We start from the raw sequence: 13116 nt of genomic DNA on the forward strand, positions 1-13116 counted from the left end.
CTGCGTTTTGCCTGGTAAACCGCAGCGCCCCAATCGCAGCAAGCCCATTCCCGCAAAAGCGCCTCTCACCTGTACAAAAAAGCCCCGACTCTTGCGAGCCGGGGCTTTTTATTTGCTGCCTGAACGAAGTTACATCTCGACCTGCGTCCCCAGTTCAATCACCCGATTGACCGGCAGCTTGAAGAACCGCAGGTTGCCGTTGGCGTTCTTGAGCATGAAGGCGAACAACCCTTCACGCCAACGCGCCATACCCACCAGCTTGGACGCGATCACCGTCTCCCGGCTAAGGAAGTAGGTGGTGCGCATCGGGCTGAAATCCAGCTCATCGAGATGGCACAGCTTGAGCGCCTCGGGCACATCCGGCTCGTCCATAAAACCGAAGTGCAAGATCACCCGGAAAAAGCCCTCGCCATAGGCGTCCACTTCGAAACGCCGTGATGCAGGCACCCGGGGCGAATCTTCGTTGACCACCGTCAGCAACACCACCTGCTCGTGCAGCACCTGGTTATGCAGCAGGTTATGCAACAGCGCGTGGGGCACGGCGTCCGGGCGTGCGGTCAGAAATACCGCCGTGCCCTGGACACGATGCGGCGGCTGCACCCGAATACTGCTGATAAACAGCGGCAGCGGCAGCGCATTTTCATCAAGACGGTCCACCAGCAGTTGCTTGCCGCGCCGCCAGGTGGTCATCAGGATAAACAGCACAATCCCCGCCAGCACCGGGAATGCCCCGCCCTGGAAGATTTTCGGTACGTTGGCGACAAAGAACAGCCCGTCCACCAGCAAAAATCCGATCAACACCGGCACGGCCAAAACAGGTGGCCACTTCCACAACAGCAACATCACCGCCGACACCAGAATACTGGTGATCAGCATGGTCCCCGTCACTGCCACGCCGTAGGCCGACGCCAGGGCACCTGAGGACTCAAAGCCCAACACCAGCAAAATAACCCCGACCATCAGCGACCAGTTCACCGCACCGATGTAGATCTGGCCTTGTTCGGCACTGGAGGTGTGCTGGATATGCATGCGCGGGATGTAACCGAGCTGAATCGCCTGACGGGTCAGGGAAAAAGCCCCCGAAATCACGGCCTGGGAGGCGATGACGGTCGCCAGAGTAGCCAGTACCACCAAAGGAATCAGCGCCCAGCTTGGCGCCAGCAGGTAGAACGGGTTACGCGCTGCCTCCGGGTTCTCCAGCAACAAGGCACCCTGGCCGAAGTAGTTCAGCACCAGCGCCGGCAGCACCAGAATGAACCAGGCACGGGCAATCGGCTTGCGCCCAAAGTGCCCCATATCGGCATACAGCGCTTCGGCACCGGTCAGCGCCAGCACCACAGCCCCCAAAATGGCCACACCCATGCCTGGGTGCGACACGAAGAAACGCACACCCCAGACCGGGTTCATCGCATTGAGCACCTCGGGGTGCTGCACAATGCCATGGACCCCGAGCACACCCAGCACCACAAACCACACCACCATGACCGGCCCGAAGAGCTTGCCGATACTGGCCGTGCCGTGGCGCTGAATCAAAAACAGCAGCACCAGCACAATCAGGGCCAGTGGCACTACCCAGCGCTCCAGCCCATCAAAAGCCAGCTCAAGCCCCTCGACCGCCGACAAGACCGAGATCGCCGGGGTAATCATGCTGTCGCCGTAAAACAGCGCAGCACCGATCAACCCCAGAATCACCAGCACCGACCGCAGCCGGGGGTAAGGCGAAGCAGCACGACGCGCCAGCGCGGTCAGAGCCATGATTCCGCCTTCGCCTTCGTTGTCGGCCCGCAAAATGAACAACACGTACTTGATCGAAACTACCCAGATCAGCGACCACAGGATCAGCGCCAAAATACCGAAGACACCGTCATGGTTGACCTGCACGCCGTACCCGCCGGAAAACACCTCTTTGAGGGTGTAAAGCGGGCTGGTACCGATATCGCCATACACCACACCGACTGCTGCAACCAGCATCCCGATTGGCTTGGCCTTTGAGTGACCGTCTTCTGCTGCCTGACTGCTTGCCTGCCCCATCAACCACCCCTGCGACCCTGGACCGCGATTCTTAATGGCTACGCTAACTTTGATCAGCAGCATGCGCTGATTTTGCGACTCTCAGACACGAAATATGGCGGATAAAAAAGCCTATTTCCGCGACGGCGCGCAGCATAGCGCAGCACTCGTCGTAAATCCCCGTATAACGCTGGTCAACTGCGTTGACCATAGCTAAAATTGCGCACTTTTTTTGATCAGAGGCGCACAAGAGTCCGTTACCGCTTTATTGAGAATCTCAACAAAGCGCCAACAGACCCAAAGCGCCCGTTCGTCGTGCAGCCTTTACGGGCATGTAACGTCACTACATACCGAGGTTCGCCATGTCCACCGTTACCACGCCAGCTGCCCCAAAGGTCGGCTTCGTTTCCCTGGGTTGCCCAAAAGCTCTGGTCGACTCCGAGCGCATCCTTACGCAGTTGCGTATGGAAGGCTACGACGTCGTCTCCACTTACCAGGACGCTGACGTCGTGGTGGTCAACACCTGCGGCTTTATCGACAGCGCCAAGGCCGAATCGCTGGAAGTGATTGGTGAAGCCATCAAGGAAAACGGCAAGGTCATCGTGACCGGCTGCATGGGCGTGGAAGAAAGCGCCATCCGCAAGGTGCACCCAAGCGTGCTTGCCGTCACCGGCCCGCAGCAGTACGAGCAAGTGGTCAACGCCGTTCACGACGCCGTGCCGCCCAACCTGAACCACAACCCGCTGATCGACCTGGTACCACCTCAAGGCGTCAAGCTGACTCCACGCCACTACGCGTACCTGAAGATCTCCGAAGGCTGTAACCACAGCTGCAGCTTCTGCATCATCCCTTCGATGCGCGGCAAGCTGGTCAGCCGTCCGGTCGGCGACGTCCTCGACGAAGCCCAGCGCCTGGTCAAAGCCGGCGTTAAAGAGCTGCTGGTAATTTCCCAGGACACCAGCGCCTACGGCGTTGACGTGAAATACCGCACCGGCTTCTGGAACGGCGCGCCGGTCAAGACCCGCATGACCGAGCTGTGCGAAGCCTTGAGCTCGCTGGGCGTCTGGGTGCGCCTGCACTACGTCTACCCGTACCCGCACGTTGACGAGCTGATCCCGTTGATGGCGGCCGGCAAGATCCTGCCGTACCTGGACATCCCGTTCCAGCACGCCAGCCCTAAAGTGCTCAAGGCCATGAAGCGCCCGGCCTTTGAAGACAAAACCCTGGCCCGCATCAAGAACTGGCGCGTCATCTGCCCGGACCTGATCATCCGTTCGACCTTTATCGTCGGCTTCCCGGGCGAAACCGAAGAAGACTTCCAGTACCTGCTCGACTGGCTGACCGAAGCCCAGCTCGATCGCGTGGGCTGTTTCCAGTACTCGCCGGTAGAAGGCGCACCTGCCAACCTGCTGGACGCGGCCATCGTGCCGGACGACGTCAAGCAGGATCGCTGGGACCGCTTCATGGCCCATCAACAGGCCATCAGCGCTGCACGCCTGCAGATGCGAATCGGCAAGGAAATCGAAGTCCTGATCGACGAAGTTGACGAGCAAGGCGCTGTTGGCCGCTGCTTCTTCGACGCTCCGGAAATCGACGGCAACGTATTTATCGCCACCGAGAAAGACATCAAGCCGGGCGACAAGATCATGTGCCGCGTGACCGACGCCGACGAGTATGACTTGTGGGCTGAAGTCATCTAAAAAGCGACTGCCTCTCAAAAAAGCCCTGCCGCCTACGCGTCAGGGCTTTTTTTTGCAGCTATTGTTAATCCATCGATTTCATCATCAGTGTCAGGAGACACGCACGATGCAACAAAAATGGGTCGTCCATACGCCACGCCTTACGGACTTCGAAGAATTAACCGACGTATGGGAAGCCTCAGTGCGCGCTACCCATGACTTTTTACCTGACAGCTATATCCGTCAATTACGCGACCTGGTCAGAGACCGTTATCTGGATGCCGTGATGCTGATCTGCTGCAAGGACCCGGCCTCCAAACGCATTACAGGCTTTGCCGGAGTGGCGGCGGGCAAGGTCGAAATGCTCTTTATCCACCCTGACTACCGGGGCCGGGGCGTTGGCAAGGTACTGCTCAACTTCGCCATCCATGAACTAAATGCGCAGCAACTCGACGTCAATGAACAAAACCCGCAGGCCATTGGCTTTTATTTCAAACAAGGCTTTGAAGTGGTCGGGCGCTGTGAAAAAGACGGCATGGGGCAGCCTTATCCGCTGCTGCACCTGCGGTATAAACGCCCTGCACGCGCATAAGGCAAATGTTGCCGGGCTTAACCGGCGCCAGGCGGGTACAATAGCCGCCCAATTCCATTACGGCCCCTGTCATGTCTGAACCGATACGTCTCTCCAAACGCCTCATCGAACTCGTCGGCTGCTCCCGCCGTGAGGCCGAACTGTTCATTGAAGGTGGCTGGGTCACGGTAGATGGCGAAGTCATCGACGAGCCGCAATTCAAGATCGACAACCAAAAAGTCGAACTGGACCCGGAGGCCAAGGCCACTGCGCCCGAGCCTGTGACCATTTTGCTCAACGCCCCTGCCGGCATTGATACCGACAGCGCCCTGGCATTGATCGGCCCGCAGACCCTGAGCGAGGAGCATCGCTACGGCAAGCGCCCTCTCAAGGGCCACTTCCTGCGCCTGAGCGTTGGTAACGAGCTGCAGGCAAACGCCAGCGGTCTTCTGGTGTTTACCCAGGACTGGAAAATCGTGCGCAAGCTGACCGCCGACGCCACCAAAATCGAGCAGGAGTACGTGGTTGAAGTCTCTGGCGAGATGGCACCCCACGGTTTGAACCGGCTCAATCACGGCATGACCTACAAGGGTCGCGAACTCCCGGCTGTTAAAGCCAGCTGGCAGAGTGAAAACCGCCTACGCTTTGCGATGAAAAATCCACAGCCGGGCGTTATAGCTCTGTTCTGCCAGGCCGTCGGCCTGACCGTCATTTCCATTCGCCGGATTCGTATTGGCGGCGTGTCGATGGGCAAGCTGCCTGTCGGCCAATGGCGCTACATGACGACCAAAGAAAAGTTCTAAGCACGGCCCTACCCCGAACATTTCGACACCGCAGCAATGCCTGCGGTGCTCACTGCTGAATATCAGGATTGCCCACATGATTCATAACGACGTACTGCGTAGCGTGCGCTACATGCTCGACATCAGCGACAACAAGGTTGTTGAAATCATCAAGCTGGGTGGCCTGGACGTCACCAAAGAAGACGTTTTGACCTACCTGAAAAAAGACGAAGAAGAAGGTTTTGTCCGTTGCCCTGACGAAGTGATGGCTCACTTCCTGGATGGCCTGGTGATTTTCAAGCGCGGAAAGGATGACAGCCGTCCAGCCGTCAAAATTGAAGTGCCGGTGACCAACAACGTCATCCTGAAAAAACTGCGCGTGGCATTCGAGCTTAAAGAAGACGACATGCACGCCATTCTCAAGGCATCCGAATTCCCGGTTTCCAAGCCTGAACTGAGCGCCCTGTTCCGCAAGTTCGGCCACACCAACTACCGCACCTGTGGCGACCAGTTGCTACGCAACTTCCTCAAAGGCCTGACCCTGCGTATTCGCGGCTGAGAAAAACCTTCTGTGGGAGCGGGCTTGCTCGCGATACAAGCGCCGCGGTTATTCAGATTGACCGAGTCGTCTGAACCGCGAGCAAGCCCGCCCCCACAAGAACCTGATCGCCCCCACCATACGACACTCCAATGACCTATACCGTCTCCCCCATCGGCTTTGTGCGCTCCTGTTTCAAGGAGAAGTTCGCCATTCCGCGTCAACCGCAGTTGGCCCCGGCCGCCCGTGGCGTGCTGGAACTGGTCGCGCCGTTCGATCAGGGGGATGCGGTGCAAGGGCTGGAGCAGGTCAGCCATGTCTGGTTGCTGTTTGTTTTCCATCAGGCACTGGAAGACAAACCGCGCCTCAAGGTGCGCCCGCCACGCTTGGGCGGCAACAAGTCCATGGGCGTGTTTGCCACCCGGGCCACCCATCGCCCCAATGGCATTGGTCAATCGGTGGTCAAGCTGGACAAGGTCGAGGCCAATCGCCTGTTTATCTCAGGAATCGACCTGCTCGATGGCACGCCGATTCTCGATATCAAACCCTATGTGCCTTACGCCGACATCATCAGCAGCGCCAGCAACAACATGGCCAGCGCTGCGCCAGTGTTGATTCCCGTGCACTGGGCTGATACGGCCCTGCAACAGGCTCACACACACGCCTTGCGCCTTCAGGAGCCGCTGGTGGCGCTGATTGAGCAATGTCTGGCTCAAGACCCACGCCCGGCCTACCAAACGCCTACAGCAGAACGCGAGTACGGCGCGCAGTTTTGGGATCTGGACGTACGCTGGCACTACCCTGAGCCCGGCTTGATCCGTGTGCTTGAAGTCATTACCAAGCAGTGACCTGAAACGCAATGTGGGAGCGAGCCTGCTCGCGATTGTGAAGTGCCAGTCACCGAATGGGTGACTGACAGGTCGTAATCGCGAGCAGGCTCGCTCCCACATTTTTTGATCTGCGTTTGTTACTTCTCTACGAAGGCGCGCTCGATCAGGTAGTCACCCGGCTCGCGCATACGCGGCGAAACTTTCAGGCCGAAGCTGTTGAGCACTTCGCTGGTTTCATCAAGCATGCTCGGGCTGCCGCACAACATGGCGCGGTCGTCCTGCGGGTTGATCGGTGGCAGACCGATGTCGCTGAACAGCTTGCCGCTACGCATCAGGTCGGTCAGGCGGCCTTCGTTCTCGAAAGGCTCACGGGTCACGGTCGGGTAGTAGATCAGTTTTTCACGCAGTGCTTCGCCAAAGAACTCGTTCTGTGGCAAGTGCTCGGTGATGAACTCGCGGTAGGCGACTTCATTGACGTAACGCACGCCGTGGCACAGGATCACTTTTTCGAAACGCTCGTAGGTTTCCGGGTCCTGGATGACGCTCATGAACGGCGCCAGGCCAGTGCCAGTGCTCAGCAGGTACAGATGCTTGCCCGGCTTCAAATCGTCAAGCACCAGGGTGCCTGTCGGTTTTTTGCTGATGATGATCTCGTCGCCTTCCTTCAAATGCTGCAACTGGGAAGTCAGCGGGCCATCTGGCACCTTGATGCTGAAGAATTCCAGATGCTCTTCCCAGTTAGGGCTGGCAATTGAATAGGCGCGCATAAGCGGACGGCCGTTTGGCTGCTGCAGGCCGATCATCACGAACTGACCGTTCTCAAAGCGCAGGCCCGGGTCGCGGGTGCACTTGAAGCTGAACAGGGTGTCATTCCAGTGATGAACACTGAGGACACGTTCGTGGTTCATGTTGCTCATGTACGGGGCTCCTAAATTCGCCTGCGCTGACTATGGGCGCGATTGCATAGCATTCTAATGGCGACGACAATATCTGTTAACTGAATTATTAAGATAAGGGTTATCGGTTATATCGATATGCGATTTACACTCAGACAACTTCAGGTGTTCGTTACCGTCGCCCAACAAGAGAGCGTGTCTCGCGCTGCCGGTTTGTTGGCCCTTTCACAATCAGCTGCCAGTACCTCGATCACCGAGCTGGAACGCCAAACCAGCTGCCAGCTGTTCGACCGTGCAGGCAAGCGTTTAAGCCTGAACGCCCTGGGCCGCCAACTCTTGCCCCAGGCTGTTGCCTTGCTGGATCAGGCCAAGGAAATCGAAGACCTGCTTAACGGCAAGTCAGGCTTTGGCTCATTGACCGTGGGCGCAACACTGACCATCGGCAACTACCTGGCAACCCTGCTGATCGGCAGCTTTATGCAGGCGCACCCTGAAAGTCAGGTCAAGCTGGTGGTTCAAAACACAGCCCATATCGTGCAACAAGTTGCCCACTACGAAATTGACCTGGGTCTGATCGAAGGCGATTGTGCGCACCCGGATATCGAGGTGCAGAGCTGGGTCGAGGATGAACTGGTAGTGTTCTGCGCCCCGCAGCACCCGCTGGCCGCTCGTGGCCACGCGACGCTGGAAGAGCTGACCCGTGAGGCGTGGATCCTGCGCGAACAAGGCTCGGGCACCCGCCTGACGTTTGATCAGGCCATGCGCCATCACCAAACAGCGCTCAATATCCGGCTGGAGCTGGAACACACCGAGGCGATCAAGCGCGCCGTGGAGTCAGGCCTGGGCATTGGCTGCATCTCACGCCTGGCGTTGCGCGACGCCTTTCGACGCGGCAGCCTGGTGGCTGTGGAAACACCCGATCTGGATCTGGCCCGGCAGTTTTTCTTTATCTGGCACAAAAAGAAGTACCAGACCTCCGCCATGCGCGAGTTTCTGGAACTGTGCCGCGCTTTCACCGCCGGGGTTCAGCGCAGCGACGAGATCGTACTGCCGACAATCGCTTAAAGCAGAATCAATGCCCACACCACGGCGATCATGGTCAGCACTACAAACTGGGCGGCGCTCCCCATGTCCTTGGCGTTTTTGGACAGCGGGTGCAGGTCCAGGGAGATGCGATCAACCACCGCCTCGATTGCCGAGTTCAGCAACTCGACAATCAGGGCCAACAGGCATACCGCGATCAGCAGCGCGCGCTCTACCCGGCTGACATTCAGAAAGAAGCTCAGCGGGATAAGAATCACGTTAAGCAGCACCAACTGCCGAAATGCCGCTTCGCCGGTAAAGGCTGCGCGCAAACCGTCCAGCGAATAACCGCCAGCATTCAAAATCCGTTTAAAACCGGTTTTACCTTTAAAAGGCGACATAGGTAGGCAACTGCGCAAAAAATGAGAAAGGGACGCTAATTCACGCTTTGTCAAAAAAGCGTGAAGCGCGGCTATTTAATGGCTGGAAATTGATTCAAGTTGCTGCAAGAGTAGCGCGGCCTGGGTGCGAGTGCGAACCCCCAGCTTGCGGAAAATTGCCGTGACGTGTGCCTTGATGGTCGCTTCGGAAACGCTCAATTCATAGGCGATCTGCTTGTTCAGCAAGCCTTCGCAGACCATGGTCAACACCCGGAACTGCTGGGGTGTGAGACTGGCGAGGCCTTCACTGGCCGCTTTGGCCTCGGCCGACACCTGAACATCTTCAAACGCCTGGGGCGGCCACGACACATCACCATCCAGCACAGCACGCACGGCCTTTTGAATATCTTCCAGTGAGCTGGATTTAGGAATGAACCCGCTGGCGCCAAACTCGCGCGAGCGCACCATAATGGAGGCCTCTTCCTGGGCCGATACCATGACAACCGGAATTTGCGGGTACTGACCACGCAGCAATACCAGCCCGGAGAAGCCGTAAGCACCCGGCATGTTCAAATCAAGCAGTACCAGATCCCAATCAGCCTTTATTGCCAGCTGTGTTTCAAGCTCGGCAATACTGGCGACCTCAACCAAGCGAACATCAGAACCCAGCCCAAGGCTCACAGCCTGGTGCAGGGCACTGCGAAACAGCGGATGGTCGTCGGCAATCAGGATTTCGTATGTGGCCATTTTTTAAATGATCCTGTTTTTCAGGCGAGCCCTGATCAATTCCAGCACTCGCTAAGGCAACTCGAGCAACAGTTCAAAGACTGCGCGTCAAAGGGCGCGATTTACGCTAAACGTCGGCAAATATAAGCGTTTTGGCAGCAGCTGCAGCCGAATCGGCGCCAAGCATGCCCAGCGAAACAGGGGTGGTCAAGTTGAAAACCTGACGCCCGGGTCCAACCAGAAGCTATCACAGCGCCATCATCCAAAGTTAACAGTGGCGCTCACTTACATCCGCTCGAAAATTGTATCGCTACTTCTTTAGTCTATTGAGCCCGATTCCGGGGAAGGTCTTTTACAAAAACGCCCAGTTCCTGGTGCGCCACACTGAGTTCATTCATCGGCAATTGATTCTTGGCGTCCAGGTAATGTTGGCTGAACACATCGAAATACGCATCCAGCGCACTTGAGGCCTGGGTATCGCCCGCAAGCTCAAGGCACAGGCTTGCCACTTCGGCGGTACACAAATGTTCACTGCGCGTGGAGCGGCGCAAGCGGTAACGCGAGAGCCTCTCCGGCAGCAGGCTCAAAATCGGCAAGGTATCGAAGTACGGGCTTTTGCGAAAAATCTTGCGTGCTTCCGTCCAGGTTGCGTCGAGCAGAATAAAGAGCGGCCGCTTGCTGTTGTCCAGGTCCACGGTGTGCGTTACCCGTTCAGGGGCGACGTACTCACCGGGAAAGACCAGATACGGCTGCCACTGCGGATCGGACAGCAAGGCGAGCAAGCCATCATCGGTTTCGGTTCGTGACCAGATAAAGGCAAAGTTGTCGCTCACCACATCAGCGATCAGCCACCCCGTATTACTGGGCTTGAACACTTCCTTTTTAGTCATGACCAGGCACACACCCGAACGCGCGCTGACCTGAGGCCGCCAGTTGCACAGGCAGTGGCTTTCGATCACGCGACAGGTATGGCAACGCGGAGCACGTGAGCCACGCGCCAAGTAGGGCTTGGTGCTCTCCTCTTCACGCTCGTCTCGTAAACGGGCTACAGCATTCGGGGAAAAGGTCGTCAGGGTCATGGATTTTTACTTAATGGCGCCGAGCGTCCATTCGCCAGGGTTGGCGCAAGAACGGATTCACAAAAGATAGGCGTGAAGTTTAACAGAGGCTAAGTACCGGGGCGCGAATCCATGACCTTTGGCATTTCCTGACAGGTCATGCTGACCTATACTCCCGCGCCACTGAACGCACAGGTATGTGGCCGGTCTAAGCCTGCGTCACTGAAATCAGGAGAGTTTCATGCTGCGCCATATCATTCCCACCGTCGCACTTATGCTCGCGCTACCTTTGGGCGCACAAGCCGCCTCTCTGAAAGACTTCGAGCTGAACAAAACGCTGCTCAAGGTTGCCGAGAAAAGCAACGAGGGGAAACCGCGAGCAATCAATGCCGACCTGCTGGACAAGGGCTTTACTGTCGACGGCACTGTTCTGATCAACAATCTGGAGGCCAGCCCGACTTTGGCGGCCCAGATACGCTCCAACCCTGAAGAGACTGTCCCGCAACTGGGTCGCAGTGTGTGCAGCAACGCCGGTTTCCGCACCCTGATGGCTCAGGGCGCTACGCTTCGCTACAGCTTCAAGGAATACAAGACCAACAGCCAGCTCCTGACCCAGGATTTCCGCGCCGAAAACTGCCAGCGCAAGAAGTAACCCCCCTGACACGCCGTACCCGGTACGGCGTGCGCCCCTCCCCTGCTTCCCTTCGTTCAGGCTTCTGGCCAAACTTCATGTATCTCAGGCAATTAGCTATTGCCAGCCAAGACATCCCGGGACCATCATCGAAGCATCATGGTGACACTCTGTGTCTCTGCGCCGCCTCACGCTACGGCGCCTTCAAGGATGTTGTGCAGAAGGAGAAGTACATGCCAGACCAATCCAATGACACCCTGACGCTGCATTTCCAGGAACAGGGACTGGATCTTGCTCATGAAGTCGACGAACAACTGCAACGCGTTGCGCCCGACAGCCCTAACCGGGCGCTTTACCGAGAGATGTTACTAACCGTGTTGCGCATGGCCCACGACGACTTCGATCGCTGGAACACCAAAATCACCCTGCAAGCCATCCGCGAACTCGAAAAAACCTTTCGCACCCTGGAGCAGTTCAAGGGTCGACGCAAAGTCACGGTCTTCGGCTCCGCAAGAACGCCGATCGAACACCCCCTGTATGCACTGGCCCGAGAAATGGGTGCCGTGCTGGCCAAATCAGACATGATGGTCATCACCGGCGGCGGCGCCGGCATCATGGCCGCAGCCCATGAGGGTGCAGGTCTGGCCCATAGCCTGGGGTTCAACATCACCTTGCCGTTTGAACAACGGGCCAACCCCACCATCAACGGCACCGCCAATGTGCTGGCATTCCACTTTTTCTTTACGCGCAAACTGTTTTTCACCAAGGAAGCGGACGCTCTGGTGATGTGCCCGGGAGGCTTCGGCACGCTGGACGAAGTGCTGGAGGTGCTGACGCTGATGCAGACTGGCAAAACCCCGTTGGTACCTGTGGTTTTGCTAGATGTACCCGGTGGGAAATTTTGGCAGGGCGCGCTGGATTTCATTCACGACCAACTGGAAGCCAACCAGTACATCCTGCCCAACGATTTGAAGTTGATGCGCCTGGTTCATAGCGCCGAAGAAGCCCTTGCTGAAATCAACCAGTTCTATAGCAACTTCCATTCAAGCCGCTGGCTGAATAAAACCTTTGTGATCCGCATGAAGCGGCCGGTCAGCGTGCAGGCGCTTAAGGAGATACAGCACAAATTTGCCGATATTTGCCTGAGTGACGGGTTCCATCAACAGGAGTACTGCCACTTTGAGCATGACGACCCCAAACTCAACCATCTGACCTGCCTGGGCTTTGCATTCAGCGGTCGCAATCAAGGGCGGCTGCGTGAACTGGTCGACTTTATAAACCAGCCACAGAACTGGGCAGCAGCCGACAATGTGGCGGCACCAGCAAAGCGTGTACCGGTGGCAGACTGAAGGCTCAGCAATGTAACCGCTGACGAATAGAACGAGACTGCGATCGGTTGCGCAGCGACCGCAAATCCTGAGCTTTGGGTTTGTTGCGCCTGGTTTTACGACGGCTTCGCCGACGGACGCAGCCTCGTTTCTGCGACAGCGGCTACAAGTACAAAATCAGATTCGGTTTTCAGTCGTCAAACTCTCGGCCGCTCAGCAAGCGGCCGATCATTTCAAGCGGGTACCCCCGGTAGCTCAGAAAGCGCCCTTGGCGAGCACGTTCCTTGGCATCTGCAGGTAATTGACCGGCAAACTTGCGGCGCCAGGTGTCTGCCAACTGCTCTTGCCAGTTGAAGCCACACTCGCGCAACGCCTCTTCAATATCCCCACGCGCCAAGCCGCGCTGACCAAGCTCTTCACGAATACGCAAAGGGCCATAACCAGAACGGGCACGGTAGTTGATAAAGCTTTCGAGGTAGCGCGACTCCGACAACAATCCCTCTTCCGTTAAACGGTCAAGGGCTGCGTCGATCATGTCAGGGCAAGCTCCGCGCTGACGCAACTTGCGCGTCAGCTCGACTCGACCGTGCTCACGTCGCGCGAGCAGGTCCATTGCAGTTCGTCGCACCGCGACGGGGGTATCCAGGACGGCAATCATGGTAGC

14 protein-coding genes are annotated in these 13116 nt (G+C 57.4%); 8 read left to right on the forward strand and 6 right to left on the reverse strand.

Annotation, left to right across the window (positions count from 1 at the left end; translation table 11 throughout):
- Positions 1 to 129: 129 nt before the first annotated feature.
- A complete protein-coding gene (locus tag ACZRMS_RS08745) occupies positions 130 to 2031 on the reverse strand; it encodes a potassium transporter Kup (RefSeq protein WP_463994995.1) in 1902 nt (633 codons plus the stop codon).
- A gap of 341 nt (positions 2032 to 2372) precedes the next feature.
- Here ACZRMS_RS08745 and rimO point away from each other — a divergent pair, with 341 nt between their 5' ends.
- The 5 genes from rimO to tsaA all read left to right on the forward strand — a co-directional run bounded on the left by rimO (position 2373) and on the right by tsaA (position 6428).
- On the forward strand, positions 2373 to 3710 hold the full coding sequence (rimO, locus tag ACZRMS_RS08750; RefSeq protein ID WP_463994996.1) for a 30S ribosomal protein S12 methylthiotransferase RimO: 1338 nt from the start codon (positions 2373 to 2375) through the stop codon (positions 3708 to 3710).
- Positions 3711 to 3816: 106 nt separating this feature from the next.
- Positions 3817 to 4281 carry a GNAT family N-acetyltransferase gene (locus ACZRMS_RS08755; protein ID WP_463994997.1) on the forward strand — a complete coding sequence of 155 codons (465 nt, stop codon included), beginning with the start codon at positions 3817 to 3819 and terminating at the stop codon, positions 4279 to 4281.
- A 71-nt stretch (positions 4282 to 4352) separates the two neighbouring features.
- The gene (locus ACZRMS_RS08760; RefSeq protein WP_463994998.1) at positions 4353 to 5063 is read left to right on the forward strand and encodes an rRNA pseudouridine synthase; all 711 of its coding nucleotides are present in this window, start codon (positions 4353 to 4355) and stop codon (positions 5061 to 5063) included.
- A 76-nt stretch (positions 5064 to 5139) separates the two neighbouring features.
- Positions 5140 to 5601 carry a YehS family protein gene (locus tag ACZRMS_RS08765; RefSeq protein WP_003443012.1) on the forward strand — a complete coding sequence of 154 codons (462 nt, stop codon included), beginning with the start codon at positions 5140 to 5142 and terminating at the stop codon, positions 5599 to 5601.
- A gap of 131 nt (positions 5602 to 5732) precedes the next feature.
- Positions 5733 to 6428: a tRNA (N6-threonylcarbamoyladenosine(37)-N6)-methyltransferase TrmO gene (tsaA, locus tag ACZRMS_RS08770; RefSeq protein WP_463994999.1), complete on the forward strand. Its 696-nt coding sequence runs from the start codon at positions 5733 to 5735 to the stop codon at positions 6426 to 6428.
- 119 nt (positions 6429 to 6547) lie between these two features.
- Here tsaA and fpr read toward each other — a convergent pair whose 3' ends face one another.
- Positions 6548 to 7327 (reverse strand): ferredoxin-NADP reductase, encoded by a 780-nt coding sequence (gene fpr, locus ACZRMS_RS08775; protein ID WP_019827846.1) that lies wholly within the window; start codon positions 7325 to 7327, stop codon positions 6548 to 6550.
- Positions 7328 to 7444: 117 nt separating this feature from the next.
- On the opposite strand from fpr, the gene ACZRMS_RS08780 reads away from it, so the two are divergent.
- Positions 7445 to 8371, forward strand: coding sequence for a LysR family transcriptional regulator (locus ACZRMS_RS08780; protein WP_463944708.1), 927 nt, complete (start codon positions 7445 to 7447; stop codon positions 8369 to 8371).
- On the opposite strand, the gene ACZRMS_RS08785 is transcribed toward ACZRMS_RS08780, so the two are convergent.
- From ACZRMS_RS08785 to ACZRMS_RS08795, 3 genes are all read right to left on the reverse strand, one after another.
- Positions 8368 to 8730, reverse strand: coding sequence for a diacylglycerol kinase (locus tag ACZRMS_RS08785; protein WP_048358956.1), 363 nt, complete (start codon positions 8728 to 8730; stop codon positions 8368 to 8370). The two genes, ACZRMS_RS08780 and ACZRMS_RS08785, sit on opposite strands and share 4 nt — an antisense overlap.
- A gap of 75 nt (positions 8731 to 8805) precedes the next feature.
- Complete coding sequence (erdR, locus tag ACZRMS_RS08790; protein WP_048358957.1) at positions 8806 to 9456, reverse strand: response regulator transcription factor ErdR; 651 nt, start codon at positions 9454 to 9456, stop codon at positions 8806 to 8808.
- Positions 9457 to 9758: 302 nt separating this feature from the next.
- Positions 9759 to 10514 carry a tRNA-uridine aminocarboxypropyltransferase gene (locus tag ACZRMS_RS08795; protein ID WP_463995000.1) on the reverse strand — a complete coding sequence of 252 codons (756 nt, stop codon included), beginning with the start codon at positions 10512 to 10514 and terminating at the stop codon, positions 9759 to 9761.
- 220 nt (positions 10515 to 10734) lie between these two features.
- Between ACZRMS_RS08795 and ACZRMS_RS08800 the strand changes: the two genes are divergently transcribed.
- Positions 10735 to 11145, forward strand: a complete 411-nt coding sequence (locus ACZRMS_RS08800) for a PA3611 family quorum-sensing-regulated virulence factor (protein ID WP_463995001.1) — start codon at positions 10735 to 10737, stop codon at positions 11143 to 11145.
- 212 nt (positions 11146 to 11357) lie between these two features.
- A complete protein-coding gene (locus tag ACZRMS_RS08805) occupies positions 11358 to 12473 on the forward strand; it encodes an LOG family protein (protein ID WP_463995002.1) in 1116 nt (371 codons plus the stop codon).
- A gap of 169 nt (positions 12474 to 12642) precedes the next feature.
- On the opposite strand, the gene recX is transcribed toward ACZRMS_RS08805, so the two are convergent.
- The gene (gene recX / locus ACZRMS_RS08810; protein WP_463995003.1) at positions 12643 to 13110 is read right to left on the reverse strand and encodes a recombination regulator RecX; all 468 of its coding nucleotides are present in this window, start codon (positions 13108 to 13110) and stop codon (positions 12643 to 12645) included.
- Positions 13111 to 13116: the final 6 nt, after the last annotated feature.

Source organism: Pseudomonas sp. B424, assembly GCF_055408345.1.

Bases quoted from the DNA above. Each gene is read 5' to 3' on its own strand.
- ACZRMS_RS08745 (WP_463994995.1), bottom strand. From the start codon at position 2,031: ATGGGGCAGGCAAGCAGTCAGGCAGCAGAAGACGGTCACTCAAAGGCC.
- rimO (WP_463994996.1), top strand. From the start codon at position 2,373: ATGTCCACCGTTACCACGCCAGCTGCCCCAAAGGTCGGCTTCGTTTCC.
- ACZRMS_RS08755 (WP_463994997.1), top strand. From the start codon at position 3,817: ATGCAACAAAAATGGGTCGTCCATACGCCACGCCTTACGGACTTCGAA.
- ACZRMS_RS08760 (WP_463994998.1), top strand. From the start codon at position 4,353: ATGTCTGAACCGATACGTCTCTCCAAACGCCTCATCGAACTCGTCGGC.
- ACZRMS_RS08765 (WP_003443012.1), top strand. From the start codon at position 5,140: ATGATTCATAACGACGTACTGCGTAGCGTGCGCTACATGCTCGACATC.
- tsaA (WP_463994999.1), top strand. From the start codon at position 5,733: ATGACCTATACCGTCTCCCCCATCGGCTTTGTGCGCTCCTGTTTCAAG.
- fpr (WP_019827846.1), bottom strand. From the start codon at position 7,327: ATGAGCAACATGAACCACGAACGTGTCCTCAGTGTTCATCACTGGAAT.
- ACZRMS_RS08780 (WP_463944708.1), top strand. From the start codon at position 7,445: ATGCGATTTACACTCAGACAACTTCAGGTGTTCGTTACCGTCGCCCAA.
- ACZRMS_RS08785 (WP_048358956.1), bottom strand. From the start codon at position 8,730: ATGTCGCCTTTTAAAGGTAAAACCGGTTTTAAACGGATTTTGAATGCT.
- erdR (WP_048358957.1), bottom strand. From the start codon at position 9,456: ATGGCCACATACGAAATCCTGATTGCCGACGACCATCCGCTGTTTCGC.
- ACZRMS_RS08795 (WP_463995000.1), bottom strand. From the start codon at position 10,514: ATGACCCTGACGACCTTTTCCCCGAATGCTGTAGCCCGTTTACGAGAC.
- ACZRMS_RS08800 (WP_463995001.1), top strand. From the start codon at position 10,735: ATGCTGCGCCATATCATTCCCACCGTCGCACTTATGCTCGCGCTACCT.
- ACZRMS_RS08805 (WP_463995002.1), top strand. From the start codon at position 11,358: ATGCCAGACCAATCCAATGACACCCTGACGCTGCATTTCCAGGAACAG.
- recX (WP_463995003.1), bottom strand. From the start codon at position 13,110: ATGATTGCCGTCCTGGATACCCCCGTCGCGGTGCGACGAACTGCAATG.